The sequence below is a fragment of the Castellaniella denitrificans genome, from assembly GCF_042653765.1.
Lineage (GTDB): Bacteria > Pseudomonadota > Gammaproteobacteria > Burkholderiales > Burkholderiaceae_B > Castellaniella > Castellaniella denitrificans.
Genome location: NZ_JBHSEZ010000001.1, coordinates 287,780 through 303,683, shown reverse-complemented (window position 1 = coordinate 303,683; position 15,904 = coordinate 287,780). Strand labels below are relative to the sequence as shown.

At 67.9% G+C, this 15,904-nt stretch carries 13 protein-coding genes; 8 read left to right on the top strand and 5 right to left on the bottom strand.

The genetic code is table 11. The features are described 5' to 3' along the window. Positions 1-8: 8 nt before the first annotated feature. A complete protein-coding gene (locus ACFO27_RS01485) occupies positions 9-1,226 on the bottom strand; it encodes an amino acid ABC transporter substrate-binding protein (RefSeq protein ID WP_376815693.1) in 1,218 nt (405 codons plus the stop codon). A 259-nt stretch (positions 1,227-1,485) separates the two neighbouring features. Between ACFO27_RS01485 and ACFO27_RS01480 the strand changes: the two genes are divergently transcribed. Next, positions 1,486-1,890, top strand: a complete 405-nt coding sequence (locus ACFO27_RS01480; RefSeq protein ID WP_376815692.1) for a DUF2325 domain-containing protein — start codon at positions 1,486-1,488, stop codon at positions 1,888-1,890. 65 nt (positions 1,891-1,955) lie between these two features. On the opposite strand, the gene ACFO27_RS01475 is transcribed toward ACFO27_RS01480, so the two are convergent. Then, on the bottom strand, positions 1,956-2,822 hold the full coding sequence (locus tag ACFO27_RS01475; protein ID WP_376815691.1) for an NlpC/P60 family protein: 867 nt from the start codon (positions 2,820-2,822) through the stop codon (positions 1,956-1,958). 378 nt (positions 2,823-3,200) lie between these two features. Between ACFO27_RS01475 and ACFO27_RS01470 the strand changes: the two genes are divergently transcribed. From ACFO27_RS01470 to ACFO27_RS01455, 4 genes are all read left to right on the top strand, one after another. Continuing rightward, entirely contained in the window at positions 3,201-5,087 is a 1,887-nt protein-coding gene (locus ACFO27_RS01470) for a propionate--CoA ligase (RefSeq protein ID WP_376815690.1), read from the top strand. A 131-nt stretch (positions 5,088-5,218) separates the two neighbouring features. Then, positions 5,219-6,469 carry an MFS transporter gene (locus ACFO27_RS01465; RefSeq protein ID WP_376815689.1) on the top strand — a complete coding sequence of 417 codons (1,251 nt, stop codon included), beginning with the start codon at positions 5,219-5,221 and terminating at the stop codon, positions 6,467-6,469. An 87-nt stretch (positions 6,470-6,556) separates the two neighbouring features. Beyond that, positions 6,557-8,536, top strand: a complete 1,980-nt coding sequence (acs, locus tag ACFO27_RS01460; RefSeq protein ID WP_376815688.1) for an acetate--CoA ligase — start codon at positions 6,557-6,559, stop codon at positions 8,534-8,536. Between the two features lie 350 nt (positions 8,537-8,886). After that, positions 8,887-9,444, top strand: a complete 558-nt coding sequence (locus ACFO27_RS01455; protein WP_376815687.1) for a GNAT family N-acetyltransferase — start codon at positions 8,887-8,889, stop codon at positions 9,442-9,444. 24 nt (positions 9,445-9,468) lie between these two features. On the opposite strand, the gene ACFO27_RS01450 is transcribed toward ACFO27_RS01455, so the two are convergent. From ACFO27_RS01450 to ACFO27_RS01440, 3 genes are all read right to left on the bottom strand, one after another. After that, the gene (locus ACFO27_RS01450; RefSeq protein WP_323026489.1) at positions 9,469-10,122 is read right to left on the bottom strand and encodes a MarC family protein; all 654 of its coding nucleotides are present in this window, start codon (positions 10,120-10,122) and stop codon (positions 9,469-9,471) included. Between the two features lie 73 nt (positions 10,123-10,195). Next, the gene (locus ACFO27_RS01445) at positions 10,196-11,842 is read right to left on the bottom strand and encodes an electron transfer flavoprotein-ubiquinone oxidoreductase (RefSeq protein ID WP_376815686.1); all 1,647 of its coding nucleotides are present in this window, start codon (positions 11,840-11,842) and stop codon (positions 10,196-10,198) included. Positions 11,843-11,987: 145 nt separating this feature from the next. Then, positions 11,988-12,647: a TetR/AcrR family transcriptional regulator gene (locus tag ACFO27_RS01440; RefSeq protein ID WP_323026491.1), complete on the bottom strand. Its 660-nt coding sequence runs from the start codon at positions 12,645-12,647 to the stop codon at positions 11,988-11,990. 101 nt (positions 12,648-12,748) lie between these two features. Here ACFO27_RS01440 and ACFO27_RS01435 point away from each other — a divergent pair, with 101 nt between their 5' ends. From ACFO27_RS01435 to ACFO27_RS01425, 3 genes are read left to right on the top strand one after another with little or no spacing between them, the layout of a single operon-like run. Further along, positions 12,749-13,708 carry an SDR family NAD(P)-dependent oxidoreductase gene (locus tag ACFO27_RS01435; RefSeq protein ID WP_376815685.1) on the top strand — a complete coding sequence of 320 codons (960 nt, stop codon included), beginning with the start codon at positions 12,749-12,751 and terminating at the stop codon, positions 13,706-13,708. A gap of 15 nt (positions 13,709-13,723) precedes the next feature. Continuing rightward, complete coding sequence (locus tag ACFO27_RS01430) at positions 13,724-15,412, top strand: class I adenylate-forming enzyme family protein (RefSeq protein ID WP_376815684.1); 1,689 nt, start codon at positions 13,724-13,726, stop codon at positions 15,410-15,412. Positions 15,413-15,457: 45 nt separating this feature from the next. Further along, positions 15,458-15,904: a VOC family protein gene (locus ACFO27_RS01425; protein WP_323026494.1), complete on the top strand. Its 447-nt coding sequence runs from the start codon at positions 15,458-15,460 to the stop codon at positions 15,902-15,904.

Sequence of the window (15,904 nt, the reverse complement as noted above, 5' to 3'; positions counted from 1 at the left end):
CGGGGGGATCAGCGCTTCGACCAGTCGGGCATCGGGTATTTCGCGTCGCGCAGGAACTTGCTGCCGTCGAACACGGCCGCGGGCTTGCCGTCCTGCACCTGGATCACGACTTGGTCGAGGTTGATCTGGCCGTTGTCGGCGAAGGCGACGTGCCCGTAGAGGCTCTGGAAGTCGCTGGCGGCCAGGGCGTCGCGCACGGCCTTGGGGTCGAGCGATCCGGCCTTCTCGATGGCCTTGACGATCGCCTCGACGTCGGCCACGCCCGAAGCGGCGTGGTAGTCGGGCTCGTAGCGGTACTGGGCGCCCCAGGCCTTGGCGAACTGGGCGGCGTCGCCGAACCAGTCGTCCTTCAGCGTCTCGCTGGGCAGCCAGGCGGTCATGCCGAAGGCGTATTCGGCGTCCGCGCCCAGGGCCTTGCGGAAGTCCTCGCTGGGCACGCCCACGGTGAAGGAATAGAGCTTGGGCGAGACGTCCAGGCTCTTGGCCTGGCGGATGAAGTTCAGGATCTCGGTCTCGTGGCCCGCCACCAGCACGGCGTCGGCCTGCTTGGACTTGATCTGCGACAGCAGGGTGTTGAAGTCGCTGGCGTTGCTGCTGTAGCGCTCGTCGATCACGGTCTTCAGGCCCGCCCGCTCCAGCAGCGGGCGCGTGCCCTTGGCCACCGACACGTCGAAGGCGTCGTCCGCGTAGAGCAGGGCGATCTGGGCGGGCGCGGGCTTGAGCTGCTTCAGCATGGCGATGGTGCTGCCGAAGTAGTTGCTGGCCGGCGCGAGGGTGCCGAAGACGTACTTGAAGCCGCGCGAGAAGATCTGGTCCGAGGCGCCGCCGCCCTGGACCATGGGGACCTGGTACTTTTCCGAGACGGCGGAATCGGCCAGGGCGAAGTTGCTGGCGAAGGGTCCGAGCAGGAAGTTCACCTTGTCCTTGGAGACCAGTTGCGTGTACTGGCGCACGCTCAGGTTCACGTCGGACTGGTTGTCGTAGATCTTCAGCGCCAGCGTGTATTTCTTGCCGCCGACCTGGACCCCGCCCTTGCGGTTGATCTGGTCGACCGCAAGCTGGTAGGCGTCCTTGTAATAGCGCCCGGTGTTGGCCACGGGTCCGGTCAGCTGGACCGATGCGCCCAGGACGATCTCGTTGTCGGCCGCCTGGCTGGTGGGGCAGCCCAGGCTCAGGGCCAGGGCCAGGGCCGCGCAGGGCAGCCCGTCGCGCAACAGGGTGTGCATGATGTGTCTCCGGTTGGAAGGATTCCTTTCCGGGGATTGTGCGCTGCGTCCGGTAACAAATTTCTGAACGCAAGTTGACTGGATGCTGAACGTCCCTGGGAGACGGCGGGGTGGACTCAGGGTAAATCCGGGGGCTGACGAGAAGGCTTGTTACACCAAACGGAATTGCGTTTGTTAATAGGAATGATTATCATTAACTATCAAAACCACGATGACGAGCCGGTCATGTCGCACCGGCCCACCTCCAGGAGTCCATCCCATGGCGCAATCCCAAGTCAGTGCATTGATCGTCGGCGCGGACCGGCTGGGCAACATCCCGGACCTGCTGCGCGACCACAACATCGCCATCCGCCATCACATCAGCGGCCGCGATCCCTCGCATCAGAAAAAGGCGCCCGCGCTGCCCTCCGGAACGGATCTGGTCATCCTGCTGACGGATTTCCTGGGGCACAACGTGATGAAGACCTTCCGCCTGGCGGCGCAGCGCGCCGGCATTCGCGTGCTGGCCTGCCGGCGGTCCGTGTGCAGCATGCAGCAGGCGCTGGATCAGTGCGGGTACTGTAAAGCGTGCCCGCTGCGCGAGGAAAACACGGCTCATCCTGCGGCGGCGCGCGCGTCGTGCAAGCGGCGGGGCGGGCAGGGCGGGCTGGCCTTGCAGGCGTAGACGCGAACCCGGCGTGAAAAAGCCCCGGCAAGTCGCCGGAGCTTCGTTCTTTGGGGGGGGACGTCTCAGCGCTTGGCGGCCACGCGCTTGGTGGTGGTCGTGTGCTTCGCGGTCGCGGATTTGGCCGATGTGGATTTGGCCGACGCGGACTTGGCGGCCGTATGCCTGGCGGTCGCGGACTTGGTGGCCGTGCGCCTGGCGGTCGCATGCTTGGTGGTCGCATGCTTGCGGGCCGCGGGTTCGACGGCGGCGGGTTCGAGGGCCATGGGCTGGCCGGTATCGGACTGCGCCTGGAGGCGCCGGGCGCCGTTGTAGCGCTTGCGCCAGTAGGCCATGTCCATGCTGTCGACGCGGATGCTGGCGCCGGTGCGCGGCGCATGCAGGAACTTGTGGTCGCCCAGGTAGATGCCCACGTGGGAGAACCGGCTGCCCAGGGTATTGAAGAACACCAGATCGCCGCGCCGCAGTTCGTCGCGGTCCACGGAAATGCCCTGCTGGGCCTGTTCGCGCGCCCGGCGGGGGAGCTTCAGGCCCAGGGACTTCTCGGCCGCGTAGGCGACCAGGCCGCTGCAATCGAAGCCTTCGCCGGGGGCGTCGCCCCCGTAGCGGTACTTGACGCCCAGGAACTTCATGGCGGTGGACGCCAGCGTCTTGGGCGCCTGGCTGGAGCCGTAGGGTTCGGATTCGGGGTAGTCGATGGCCAGGCTGCGCTTGTTGTCCAGCCAGGCGCCCAGCGGATCGGACTGGGTGCTGAGCAGGTAGCTGTCGCGCAGCAGGTGATTGGAATTGAGGTCGGCGTCGGCCGTCTTGCGGGGCTGGGTCGCGCAGCCGGCCAGCGCCACGAGGCCTGCGCACAGCAGCAGTTTCAGGGAACGGACCGCCAGGGGGCGGGGCGGGTTCGGCTGATCTGGGGCGGAATGAGGCGGTGGCATGGGCGGATCTTCGGATGTCGTCGTCCGCAGCCGTCCCGCGTGGCCGCGGCGCCCTGAACGAGCGCGACACGGGTCGCAGACTGGCCGGATACCGGACGCCGGGTTGATCTTGTGGGTTGCCCGCCCTGCGGACAACTCTCCGAGTGTAGTGGATTGAGGAAGCCGAGTAAAGCGTCCCCCTGCCGTGCGGGTTTGCGCCCGCCGGCGTCCGCCTCGCGGCCTTCCCGGCCGCCAGGCTGGCGGGCCGCCACCGCTCGTCAGTCTCGTGTCAGACTGGCATTGTAATTTCCGGCCAGGGTGTAGCATGTTACCCATTCCATCCCCCATAGAAACACCCGCGGTCCGCATGGGCCGCAGGGTGGCACCGGAGACGACCCCATGCAGAAAATCCGCGAGTTCCATCGACAGTCGATCCAGGACCGGGAGGCCTTCTGGGCGCGCGAAGCCCAACGCATCCACTGGGAAACCCCCTTCACCCGGGTCCTGGACTATTCCCGGCCGCCGTTCGCGCGCTGGTTCGTCGGCGGGCGCACCAACCTGTGCTACAACGCGGTCGACCGCTGGCTCGACACCCAGGGCGACCAGCCCGCCCTGATCTGGGTGTCCACGGAAGTCGACCAGGAAATCGTCTATACCCGCGCCGACCTCGCGCGCGAGGTCAACGCCGCCGCCGCCACTCTGCAGGAACTCGGGGTCGTCCAGGGCGACCGCGTGCTGATCTACCTGCCCATGATTCCCCAGGCGGCCTTCTTCATGCTGGCCTGCGCCCGGCTCGGCGCCGTCCATTCCGTCGTGTTCGGCGGCTTCGCCGCGCACAACCTGGCCCAGCGCATCGACGACGCCCAGCCGCGGGTGATCGTGTCCACCGACGCCGGCTCTCGCGGCGGGCGGCCGATCGCCTACAAGCCGCTGCTGGATCAGGCGATCGCCCAGTCGTCCCACGCGCCGGAACGCGTCGTGCTGGTGAACCGGGGCCTGGCGCCCATGGACCTGACGGCGGACCGCGACCTGGAATACGCGCCGCTGCGGGCGCGCCACCTGGACGCCCAGGTGCCGGTCGTCTGGCTGGAATCCAACGAGCCCAGCTACATCCTGTACACCTCGGGCACGACCGGCAACCCCAAGGGCGTCCAGCGCGACGTCGGCGGCTACGCGGTGGCGCTGTGCGCGTCCATGGAATACATCTATGGCGGCAAGCCGGGCGACGTCTACTTTTCCAGCAGCGACGTGGGCTGGGTGGTGGGGCACTCCTACGTGGTCTACGGGCCGCTGCTCAACGGCCAGGCGACCGTCATGTACGAAGGCACGCCGGTGCGCCCCGACGCCGCCATCCTCTGGCGCATCGTCGAGACCTACCGCGTCAACGTGCTGTTCTCCGCGCCGACGGCGATCCGCGTCCTGAAGAAGCACGATCCGGCCCTGCTGCGCCGCCACGACCTGTCCAGCCTCGAACGCATCTACCTGGCGGGCGAGCCGCTCGACGAGCTCACCGGCCAGTGGCTGTCCGAGGCCCTGGGCAAGCCGGTGATCGACAATTACTGGCAGACCGAGACCGGCTGGCCGATCCTGTCGGCCCAGCCCGGGGTCGAGGAAGTCCCCACCCGCTTCGGCAGCCCGTCCTTCCCGGTCTACGGCTACGACGCGCGGGTGATCGACGAGGCCACCGGCCAGGACTGCGGTCCGAACCAGAAGGGCGTGGTGGCGATCGAGCCGCCGCTGCCGCCCGGGGCGATGAGCACGATCTGGGGCAACGACGAGCGCTTCGTGCGCACCTATTTCCAGTCCTTCCCCGGCCGCCTCTGCTATTCGACCTCCGACTGGGGGCTGGTGGACGGCGACGGCTATTGGTACATCCTGGGCCGCACCGACGACGTGATCAACGTCGCCGGGCACCGCCTGGGCACGCGCGAGATCGAGGAATCGGTCAACACGCACCCGGCCGTGGCCGAATCGGCCGTGGTGGGGGTCGCCGACCAGCTCAAGGGCCAGGAGGCCATGGCCTTCGCCGTCCTGCGCAATCCCGCCGCGCTGGACGAGCCCGGCGCCCGCGACCGCCTGGAAGCCGAGATCAAGCGCGTCATCGAGCAGCGCAACGGCGCCGTGGCCCGCCCGGCGCGCATCCTGTTCGTCAACACCCTGCCCAAGACGCGTTCGGGCAAGGTCCTGCGCCGGGCCATCGTGGCGCTGTGCGAAGGCCGCGATCCGGGCGACCTGACGACGATCGAGGATCCGGGCGCGCTCGACCAGATCCGCACCGCGCTGTGAGCGGGGGCCGGGGCGCGTCCGGCACCGGGGCCGGGGGCCGCGCGGGCCCGCCGGAAGACAACCGGTCCGCCGCGCGCGCCGTCTCTCCGCTCAGGCCGGGGGTGGGCCGGCGCGAAGTCTGGTCCTGGGCGATGTACGACTTCGCCAATTCCGGCTACACCACCGTGGTGCTGACGACGGTGTTCAACGCCTATTTCGTGGGCGTGGTGGCGGCCGGAAAAAGCTGGGGCACCCTGGCGCTGACGGCGGCCCTGTCCCTGTCCTACCTGACGGTGATGCTGTGGATGCCGGGCCTGGGCGCACGGGCGGACGCCCGCGCCGGCCACCGCCGGCTGCTGTTCGCCAGCACCGCCGGGTGCGTGCTGGCCACGGCGGCGCTGGCCAGCGTGGGGCCGGGCGACATCGCCTGGGGCCTGCTGTGGCTGGCGCTGTCGAACGTCTGCTATTGCATCGGCGAATCGACGGTGGCGTCATTCCTGCCGGGGCTGGCCCGGCCCGAGGCCATGGGGCGGGTGTCCGGCTGGGGCTGGAGCTTCGGTTATTTCGGCGGCATGCTGGCCCTGGGCCTGGCGCTGTGGGTGGCGGCCGCGGCGGAATCCGGCGGCCTGCGGGCCCAGACCTACGTCCCCTGGATCATGGGGCTGACGGCCGCCCTGTTCGCGGCGGCGGCGCTGCCGTCGTTCCTGTGGCTGCGCGAACCCGGCGCCGGCGCCGGCCGGGAACCGGTCGCGATGCTGGCCCAGCTGCGGGCGGCGTGGCGCGAGACCCGCCGCGATTTCCCCGACTTCCGCCGCCTCCTGCTGTGCATCGCCTGCTACCAGGCGGGGATCACGGTGGTGATCACGCTGTCGGCCGTCTATGCCACCGAGGTCATGGGCTTCGGCATGCGCCAGACCATGCTGCTGGTGTTCCTGGTGAACATCTGCGCCGCCGCCGGGGCCTTCGGCTTCGGCTACCTGCAGGACCGCATCGGGCACCGCAGGGCCCTGGCCCTGACCCTGCTGGGCTGGATCGCCATGGTGCTGCTCGCGGCCTCGGCCCGATCGCTGCCGGTGTTCTGGTCGGCCGCCGCGCTGGCCGGGCTGTGCATGGGGACCAGCCAGAGCGCGGGCCGGGCCATGGTCGGGGTGCTGGCGCCGGCCAGCCGCCCGGCGGAATTCTTCGCCCTGTGGACCTTCGCCGTGCAACTGGCGGCCGTCATCGGGCCGCTGTCCTACGGCGTGCTCGTCTGGACCACGGAGGGCAATCACCGCGCCGCCCTGCTGGCGACCGGCCTGTTCTTCCTGGCGGGGCTGGCGCTGCTGGGGCGCCTGGATTTCGAACGCGGCATGCGCGCCCGTGACGCGGGCGCGCCCCCGGCACCCACCGGAGAGGGCGGGTAGCATTTGTCAGTGTCGAGTAAGTATCGTGCGGTACGGTTGCAAAATTCAAACATAAAGTGAACGCATCACTAAACTCAGGAGCGAGCCATGACCACGGAGATTGAATCCATATTGGTGGAAAACCGGGTGTTTCCGCCGCCTGCGGACCTCGTCAAGCAGGCCAATGTGTCGGGGATGGAGGGCTACCAGGCCCTGTGCGACGAAGCCAAGCGCGATCCCGACGCCTTCTGGGCCAGGCTGGCCAACGAAAACCTGGTCTGGGCCAAGCCATTCACCCAGGTGCTGGACGAATCCAAGGCGCCGTTCTACAAGTGGTATCCCGACGGCCAGATGAACGTCTCGGCCAACTGCCTGGACAAGCACCTGGGCACCCCGACTGAGAACCGCACCGCCATCATCTTCGAGGCCGACGACGGCAAGGTCACCAAGGTCACCTACAAGGAACTGCACGCGCGGGTTTCGCAATTCGCCAACGCCCTGAAGTCCCTGGGCTACCAGGCCGGCGAGCGCGCCATCATCTACCTGCCCATGTCGATCGAGGCCGTGGTCGCCATGCAGGCCTGCGCCCGCCTGGGCATCATCCATTCCGTGGTGTTCGGCGGCTTCTCGTCCAAGAGCATCCATGAGCGCACCGTCGACGTCGGCGCTTCGCTGGTGATCACCGCCGACGCGCAGTTCCGCGGCGGCAAGGCCATCGCGCTGAAGGACGCCGTGGACGAGGCCCTCGCCATGGGCGGCTGCGATGCCGTGCGCAAGGTCATCACCTACAAGCGCGCCGGCACCAGCGTCCAGTGGAACGCCGACCGCGACCTGTGGTGGCACGACGTCGTCCAGGGCCAGTCCGCCGACTGCCCGCCGGTGCCGGTCGACTCCGACCATCCGCTGTTCATCCTGTACACGTCCGGCTCCACCGGCAAGCCCAAGGGCGTGCAGCATTCCAGCGCCGGCTTCCTGCTGTGGTCGCTGATGACCATGAAATGGACCTTCGATGCCAAGCCGACGGACGTGTTCTGGTGCACGGCCGACGTGGGCTGGGTGACGGGCCACTCCTACGTCACCTACGGCCCGCTGGCGGCCGGCGTGACCCAGGTGGTCTTCGAGGGCGTGCCGACCTATCCGGACGCCGGGCGCTTCTGGAAGATGATCCAGGAACACAAGGTCACGGTCTTCTATACGGCGCCGACGGCCATCCGTTCGCTGACCAAGCTGTCCGAGGCCGATCCCAAGGTCCATCCCAAGTCCTTCGACCTGAGCACCCTGCGCATCATCGGCTCGGTGGGCGAGCCCATCAACCCCGAGGCCTGGGTCTGGTACTACAACAACGTCGGCGGCCAGCGCTGCCCGGTGATCGACACCTGGTGGCAGACGGAAACCGGCGCGCACATGATCACGCCGCTGCCGGGCGTCACCCCGCTGAAGCCGGGCTCCTGCACGCTGCCGCTGCCGGGCATCGACGCCGCCATCGTCGACGAGACCGGCGAGGAGGTCGAGCGCGGCAGGGGTGGCTTCCTGGTGATCCGCCGTCCGTGGCCCTCGATGATCCGCACCATCTGGGGCGATCCGGAACGCTTCAAGAAGACCTACTTCCCGGAGGAGCTCAAGGGCTACTACCTGGCGGGCGACGGCGCGCAGCGCGACAAGGACGGCTATTTCTGGATCATGGGCCGCATCGACGACGTGCTGAACGTCTCGGGCCACCGCCTGGGTACGATGGAGGTCGAATCGGCCCTGGTGGCGCACGAGATGGTGGCCGAGGCCGCAGTGGTCGGCCGCCCGGACGACACGACCGGCGAGGCCGTAGTGGCCTTCGTGGTGCTCAACGGCCCGCTGCCCCAGGGCGACCAGGCCGCCGCCGTGGCCAAGCAGCTGCGCGACTGGGTGGCCAAGGAAATCGGCCCCATCGCCAAGCCGCGCGAGATCCGCTTCGGCGAAAACCTGCCCAAGACGCGCTCGGGCAAGATCATGCGCCGCCTGCTGCGCGTGGTCGCCAAGGGCGAACCCATCACCCAGGACGTCTCCACGCTGGAGAATCCCGGCATCCTGGACCAGTTGTCCCAGGTGAGGTAAAGCGTGTTGAAAGGCGCCCTGTGATCCAGAGCGCCGGACACAGCCGAAGGGGCGGGAATGCATTCCCGCCCCTTTTTTGCCGCCGGGCCGTCCCAAGGCAAAAAGCGCCCCCTTGGGGGGCAGCAAGCCGAAGGCGCGGCGTGGGGGCTTTTTTTGCCGCCGGGCCGTCCCAAGGCAAAAAGCGCCCCCTTGGGGGGCAGCAAGCCGAAGGCGCGGCGTGGGGGCCTTTTTTGCCGCCGGGCCGTTCCCGGTGTCCGGGATGAGACAATGCAATATGATGCTTCGGCGGCGCGCGGCCACTGGCCGCAGGCGCCGGTTGTTCAAGACGACGGAACGATGGAATGAATCAAATGCTCGAATCGAACGCTTCCGGCCCGGACGGCGGGATCCGGGTGCGGGACGCGGCCAGGGAAGACATCGCGGTCATCCAGGCCATTTACGCGCACCACGTGCTCAACGGGATCTCGACGTTCGAGGAAATCCCGCCCTCGGCCGGTGAAATGGCGGACCGGCGAGACGCGGTCATCCGGAGCGGCCTGCCCTATCTGGTGGCCGAAGTGGGCGGCAGGGTGGTGGGCTACTGCTGCGCGACGGCCTACCGCGCGCGTCCCGCCTATCGGTACGCCATCGAAAATTCCGTCTATGTCGAAGACGGCATGGATGGCAAAGGCGTGGGAAGCGCGCTGCTGCGCGCCCTGATCGCGCGGTGCGAAGCCGGGCCGTGGCGCCAGATGATCGCGGTGATCGGCGACCGCGCCAATACCAGTTCGATCATCCTCCACCAGAACTGCGGGTTCCGCCACGTCGGGATCCTGACCGGGGTCGGCTTCAAGCTGGGCCAGTGGGTGGATACGGTGCTGATGCAGCGCGCCTTGGGCGGCGGCACCGGGACGCCGCCTGCGGCTTAGCGCGCGCCGGTCCCGGCGCGGGCCCTAGTGCGCCAGCCCCGGCAGCATCGCCTTGGCGCCCGCGAAGGTCATTTCCACGGCGATGGCCGCCAGGATCATGCCCATCACGCGGGCCATGATGACGCGCATCTTGGTCGAAAGCAGCTTGCCGATCGAGGCGGCGAAATACAGCACCACGAACAGCGAGGCCAGCACCGCCACCAGCACGATGCCGAACCCCAGGTATTGCGCCGACTGGCGCGCCTGGGCCCCGTAGATGATCAGCGTGGCGATGGTGCCGGGGCCGACGATCATGGGAAAGGTCAGGGGATAGAACGCGGGGTTGTCCTCGACCTCGGCGCGGGCGGCCAGGCCGCCGACGTTCTTTTCCTGGGTGGCGCGCTCGTGGGATGTGATCGGCTGGCCGTTGAGCATGGACAGCGCGATGCCGCTCAGCACCAGGCCGCCGGCGACGCGGAAGGAATCCAGGCTGACGCCGAAGAAGCGGATGATGTGGCTGCCCGCCAGCGAGATGACGATGCACATCGCCGCAGTGTAGATCACGATCGCCACCGCCTGGCTGCGCTGTTCGGCCACGGTCTTGGTGGCCGTGACCGCCAGGAACAGCGGCAGGGTGATGAACGGGTTCATGATGGCGAACAGGGCGCCCAGGAACTTGGTGGCGAAAGTGATATCCATCGGCGATGGGCTCCCGCCCGGCGGGCCTGCGTGATCGGAACCGGGCGCCGCGCGGCGGCGCCCGGAGCGCATTTTACATGCCGTTGTAGACCGGCCCCTCGCCGCCCTGGGGTGTCACCCAGACGATGTTCTGCGTCGGGTCCTTGATGTCGCAGGTCTTGCAGTGGACGCAGTTCTGGGCGTTGATCTGCAGGCGGTCCTCGCCGGTCTCGGTCTTGACGAACTCGTACACCCCGGCGGGGCAGAAGCGCGCCTCCGGGCCGCCGAATTTCGCCAGGTTGACCTTCACCGGCACCGTGTCGTCCTTCAGCGTCAGGTGGACGGGCTCGTTCTCGTCGTGGTTGGTGTTGGAGATGAACACCGAGCTGAGGCGGTCGAAGGTCAGCTTGCCGTCGGGCTTCGGGTAGTCGATGCGCGCGCATTCGGCCGCCGGCTGCAGACAGGCGTGGTCGGGTTTGGTGCGGTGGATGGTCCAGGGCATCCTGCCCTTGAACAGCCATTGCTCGATGCCGGTCATCAGCGTGCCGACGGTGCGGCCCTTTTTGAACCACTGCTTGAAGTTGCGCGACTTGTTCAGCTCGGCGTGCAGCCAGGAACGCTCGAAGGCGGCCGGGTAGGCGGTCAGTTCGTCGTGGCCGCGGCCCGCGGCCAGGGCGTCGAAGGCGGCCTCGGCGGCCAGGGCGCCGGACTTGATGGCCGAATGGCTGCCCTTGATGCGGGATGCGTTCAGCATGCCGGCCTCGCAGCCCACCAGCGCGCCGCCGGGGAAGCAGAGCTTGGGCAGCGACAGCAGGCCGCCGGCCGTCAGCGAACGCGCGCCATAGGCGATGCGCTTGCCGCCCTCGAAGGTGGCGCGGATCGCCGGATGGGTCTTGTAGCGCTGGAATTCCTCGAAGGGAGAGAGCCATGGATTGGCGTAGTCCAGGCCCACGACCAGGCCCACGGCCACCAGGTTGTCATTCAGGTGATACAGGAAGGAGCCGCCGTAGGTGTCCGAATCCAGCGGCCAGCCGGCGGTGTGCATGACCATGCCGGGGCGCGACTGCGCCGGATCGACTTCCCACAGTTCCTTGATGCCGATGGCGTAGCTCTGCGGGTCGCGGCCGGCGTCCAGGCGGTACTTTTCGATCAGTTGGCGGCCCAGGTGGCCGCGCGAGCCCTCGGCGAAGATCGTGTAGCGCGCCAGCAGCTCCATGCCGGGCTGGTAGGCGTCGGTGTGGCTGCCGTCGCGCGCCACGCCCATGTCGCCGGTCAGCACGCCGCGCACGGCGCCGGATTCCGTGTAGAGGATCTGCGCGGCGGCGAAGCCGGGGAACACGTCCACGCCCAGGGCCTCGGCCTGCTCGCCCAGCCAGCGGGTGACGTGGCCCAGTCGCACGATGTAGTTGCCGTGGTTCTTGAAACAGTCCGGCAGCAGCCAGGCCGGGGTGGCGCGCGCGCCCGATTCGGTCAGAAACAGGAACCGGTCGTCCGAGACGGCCACGTCCAGCGGGGCGCCGCGTTCCTTCCAGTCGGGGATGAGCTCGTTCAGGGCCTGGGGATCCATCACGGCGCCCGACAGGATATGGGCGCCGATCTCGGCGGCCTTTTCCAGTACGCAGACGCTGACGTCCTGGCCGCGTTCGGCGGCCAGCTGCTTCAGGCGGATCGCCGCCGAAAGCCCGGCCGGCCCGCCTCCGACGACGACGACGTCGTATTCCATCGATTCACGTTCAGTCATGGGTGCATCCCCGTTGCTTGATGAGCGTTGAGATACTCTGGACAAGTCCCCGCGGCGCCCGCTTTCCGCTCGACTTGTTCAGAATATCCTGGCGAGGCCGGACCCCGCCATGTTGCGGGCCATTGTATTGCAGAACCCGCCGCGTTCAGCGCCGGTGATCCGCCATGTTCCGGGAAAAGAGGGTGCAGCACCAGATTTCGCTGACGATGCGCGCCGCGTCGTCCACCGGCAGCATGTCCGCCGCGGTGTCGGGATGCGCGTACCAGACGTAGGCGGACTGTTCCGTCATCGAGGCCAGGGCCTCCAGGGAAGTGCGCGCCGGCATGCCGTTGATCTCGGTGATGCCGTGGTCGCGCTCCAGCGCCGTGGCGACGCGGACGATGTGGCGCTCGCGCATGTACCACCACATGTCGTCGTAGCGCTGGTCCACCATGGTCGCCTCGATGAATGCCCGCATCACCTTGCGGTGGTTGCGGTAGTGGCCCAGGTAGCCGCGGTTGGATTCGAGGATCGCCTCGCCGGGGCGGTCGCGGAAGATCTGGCGTTCGCCGGGCCGGCTGGCGGCGTACAGCTCGTTGTGGATGTCGTGGATGATCGCCAGGAAGACGTCGTCCTTGTTGTCGAAATAGCGGTACAGGGCGCCCATCGACAGCCGGGCCCTTTCCGCCAGATCGCTCATGCGCATCGAGACGTAGCCGGCTTCGCCGAAGATTTCTCTTCCGCTCGACAGGATGCGGGCCAGGGTCGCCCGCCCCTTCGGGGTCGTGGGCTGGGGGAGGTTCGGTTCCGGGGCTTTTTTCAGCATTTCCTGTTTTTTAAAAAAAGTGACGTCACTATTGCTTTTTAGCGCAGCGTCACTTAGAGTATGGACATACAAGAAAAAATTCGGCTAGCAAGGATGGAGACATGGTACATCAATCAAGTGGGTTGTCGGATACGAATTTCCGCTACGAGGGCCAGGTCGCGATCGTGACCGGCGCGGGCAGCGGGCTGGGCCGGGCGTACGCCAGGCTGCTGGCCGCGCGGGGCGCCCGGGTCGTGGTGAACGACATCGGCATGCGGCAGGGGCCCGACGGCGCGCCTGTCAGTTCGGCGGAACTCACCGCCCGGGAAATCCGCGAGCAGGGGGGCGAGGCCGTGGCGGACACCTCCTCGGTCGCCACGCGCGAAGGGGGGCAGGCGATCGCCGACCTGGCCCTGTCCACGTACGGGCGCATCGACATCCTCGTCAACAACGCCGGGAACATCTCGCTCACGTCGTTCAACAAGCTCGACCTCGCCGATGCCGCGCCGATCTTCGACGTGCACGTGTGGGGGGCCTTCAACGTGACGCAGCCGTGCTATCAGCAGATGGTCCGGCAGCAGTACGGCCGGATCGTGTTCACCACGTCCGGGGTGGCGCTCTTCGGCAACGGGGGCATCGCGCCCTACGCGGCCGCCAAGGGCGGCGTGTTCGGACTCCTGCAGGTGCTCAAGCTCGAAGGCGCCAGGCACGGCATCCGGGTGAACGCCGTCGCCCCCATGGCTTCCACGCAGCTCACCGAGGACGTCGAGATGCCCCAGTACCACCAGGTCAGCGAGGACATGGTCGTCCCCGAGCTGGTGGCGCCCGTGGTGGGCTATTTCGCGGCGCGCGAATGCCCCTGGTCCGGCGAGACCTGGTCGGCCGGCTCCGGTTCGGTCGCCCGGATCTTCGTCGGGCGCACCCCGGGCTTCTTCAAGCATCCCGTCGATCAGGGCGCCCTGACGGTCGAGGACGTGGCGAGCCACGTCGACCGCATCCGCAGCGAAGCGGACTACACGACGCCGGAAAGCTGGCCCGCGGAATGGGCGCTTCTGGTCGATCTTCTGACGGACCGCAAGTGATCGCCGGGGTGAAACGTGAACCGTACGGAAATCAATGAATTCCTGAAGACCCTGGATTTCGGGAGCGCGGGGAAGCTGACCCTGCCGGAGCTCCTCGAAAAGCGGGCCCAGGCGACGCCGGATGCGATCGCCGTCAGGTCGCCCGTGGGCAGCCTGAGCTTCGGGGAATGGCTGGCCGACGCCCGGGCCGTCGCCGCGCTGATCCGGCGATCCGGCGCCTATCGGCCCAATACCCCGGTCCTGGTCTGGGTCGATACGGCCGATGCCCGCAAGGTGGTCGCCGCGCAGCACGGGGTCCTGGACAGCGGCTGCATCGTCGCTCCGCTGGACGACCGGCTCAGCGTGGCGGAAGTCAGGCGGTTCGCCCAGGATGTCGCGGCGACCGCCGTGATCGTCAGCCGGGGGCTGCTGTCGTCCCGCAAGGACGAGGAATTGCGTGAATTCGTCCCGGATGGCCTGCCGGCGGGGGGCGATCCTCTGGACTTGCTGCTGTTCGCCGCCCAGGGAGATGCTTTCGGCCTCGTCGCTTCCGTGGAGGACGGGAAGGACCGTCCCGCGGCTGCGGTCCCGTCCGGCGGCGCGCGTCCCGGGCCGGACGATTGCGCGCTGCTCGCCTTCACGTCCGGAACGACCGGGCGCCCGAAGGCCGCGATGATCACGCACGGCGGCTGCGTCCAGCTGGCCGAAAGAATGGTCAACGGCGTGTTCGCCGCGCCCCGCGGCGGGCGGCCCGTGGGGCCGGACGACGCGATCCAGTCGCCCGTGCCCGCCTATCTGCCCACCAGCATCGTCAACACGCTGTACGCGGCGGTGCTGGCCGGATGCCCCCTGAGCTACCGGGGCCGCCGGTTCGACCCCGAGGCCGAGGAAAGGGAAATGGCGCTCGCCGGCACGACGATCTACGCGGGCGCCCCGGCCCACTACGCCATGATGTGCCAGCGTCCGGCGAGCGACGATTCCAGGAACGCCCGGGTCCAGGTCATGACCGCGAGCGGCGCGCCCATGACCGCGGCGCTCTACCGGTCGATGCGGGAGCGCTGGCCGCGCGCCGCCGTCGCCAACTGGTACGCCTTGAATGAAACGATGGTCGGGCAGACGCTCAATTTCGGCCGGGACATGGACCTCGACCCCACGGCCATCGGCAAACCGGTCTGGCCGACCGAGCTCGCCGTCGTCGACGAGAGCGGCAAGCCGTGCGCGCCCGGGGAATCCGGCGAGGTGCTCCTGCGGGCTCCGGGACAGATGGTGGGCTACTACCTGAACGAGGCGGAGACGGCCAGGCGCATCGACGCGGATGGCTGGGTGCACACCGAGGACATCGGCTTCGTGGGCGAGGAAGACGGCCTGCTGCGGATCACCGGCCGCAAGAGCGATCGCATCAACCGGGGCGGATTCAAGTTCTATCCGGCCGAGGTCGAAGAAGTGCTCCTGGGCCACGAGGACCTGGCCGACGCGGCGGTCCTGGCCATTCCGGATCCGATCCTGGGCCAGGACCTGGTGGCGATGGTGGTGGCGGCCGATGGCGGGCGGGCGCCCGCCGAAGCGGACGTCCGGGCGTTCTGCCAGAGCCGGCTTTCGCGCAACAAGGTGCCCAGCCGGGTGTATTTCGTCGATCGGCTGCCCAGAAGCGGCTTCGGCAAGGTCGTGAAAAAAGAATTGATCGCGCTCTGGGAAGCCATCGAGTCCCGCGGCGCCGGTCGCTGAACGAGTTCTATCTTGATACCAACCCGAGAGAATAGGGAGACAGTGATGAAGCCGTTGTTCTACAGCATGCAGGAAATCGTCATCGCCGTGAAGGACCTGGACAAGGCGACCGACAGGCTCAGCGAAATCTTCGCTGCGCCCGCGGACGGCCTGGCCTCCGAGCCCCTGGAAGGCATCGAGCTGATCCAGCGGGGGGTCTGGATCGGCAATGAACGGATCGCCATCGTCGCCGACTCCACCGGCACCGGCCCCCTGTCCCAGGCGATCGAGAAGCGCGGCGAGGGCATCCACGAAATCTGCGTGAGGACCCGCAACCTGGAAGAGGCGATCGCGCATTTCAAGGCCAAGGGCGTCCGGCTCACGCGCGACGAACCCTACGTTCTGAAGAACTACGAATACCACGGGGAAGTCTTCTCCGAGGTGAGGATCGTGTTCATCCATCCGGCGAGCTGCTACGGCGTGCTCGTCGAAGTCCAGGAATGGGTCAAGTAG

Excerpts from the sequence above, each read along its gene's own strand:
- ACFO27_RS01485 (WP_376815693.1), bottom strand. The coding sequence starts at position 1,226 with ATGCACACCCTGTTGCGCGACGGGCTGCCCTGCGCGGCCCTGGCCCTG.
- ACFO27_RS01480 (WP_376815692.1), top strand. The coding sequence starts at position 1,486 with ATGGCGCAATCCCAAGTCAGTGCATTGATCGTCGGCGCGGACCGGCTG.
- ACFO27_RS01475 (WP_376815691.1), bottom strand. The coding sequence starts at position 2,822 with ATGCCACCGCCTCATTCCGCCCCAGATCAGCCGAACCCGCCCCGCCCC.
- ACFO27_RS01470 (WP_376815690.1), top strand. The coding sequence starts at position 3,201 with ATGCAGAAAATCCGCGAGTTCCATCGACAGTCGATCCAGGACCGGGAG.
- ACFO27_RS01465 (WP_376815689.1), top strand. The coding sequence starts at position 5,219 with ATGTACGACTTCGCCAATTCCGGCTACACCACCGTGGTGCTGACGACG.
- acs (WP_376815688.1), top strand. The coding sequence starts at position 6,557 with ATGACCACGGAGATTGAATCCATATTGGTGGAAAACCGGGTGTTTCCG.
- ACFO27_RS01455 (WP_376815687.1), top strand. The coding sequence starts at position 8,887 with ATGCTCGAATCGAACGCTTCCGGCCCGGACGGCGGGATCCGGGTGCGG.
- ACFO27_RS01450 (WP_323026489.1), bottom strand. The coding sequence starts at position 10,122 with ATGGATATCACTTTCGCCACCAAGTTCCTGGGCGCCCTGTTCGCCATC.
- ACFO27_RS01445 (WP_376815686.1), bottom strand. The coding sequence starts at position 11,842 with ATGACTGAACGTGAATCGATGGAATACGACGTCGTCGTCGTCGGAGGC.
- ACFO27_RS01440 (WP_323026491.1), bottom strand. The coding sequence starts at position 12,647 with ATGCTGAAAAAAGCCCCGGAACCGAACCTCCCCCAGCCCACGACCCCG.
- ACFO27_RS01435 (WP_376815685.1), top strand. The coding sequence starts at position 12,749 with ATGGTACATCAATCAAGTGGGTTGTCGGATACGAATTTCCGCTACGAG.
- ACFO27_RS01425 (WP_323026494.1), top strand. The coding sequence starts at position 15,458 with ATGAAGCCGTTGTTCTACAGCATGCAGGAAATCGTCATCGCCGTGAAG.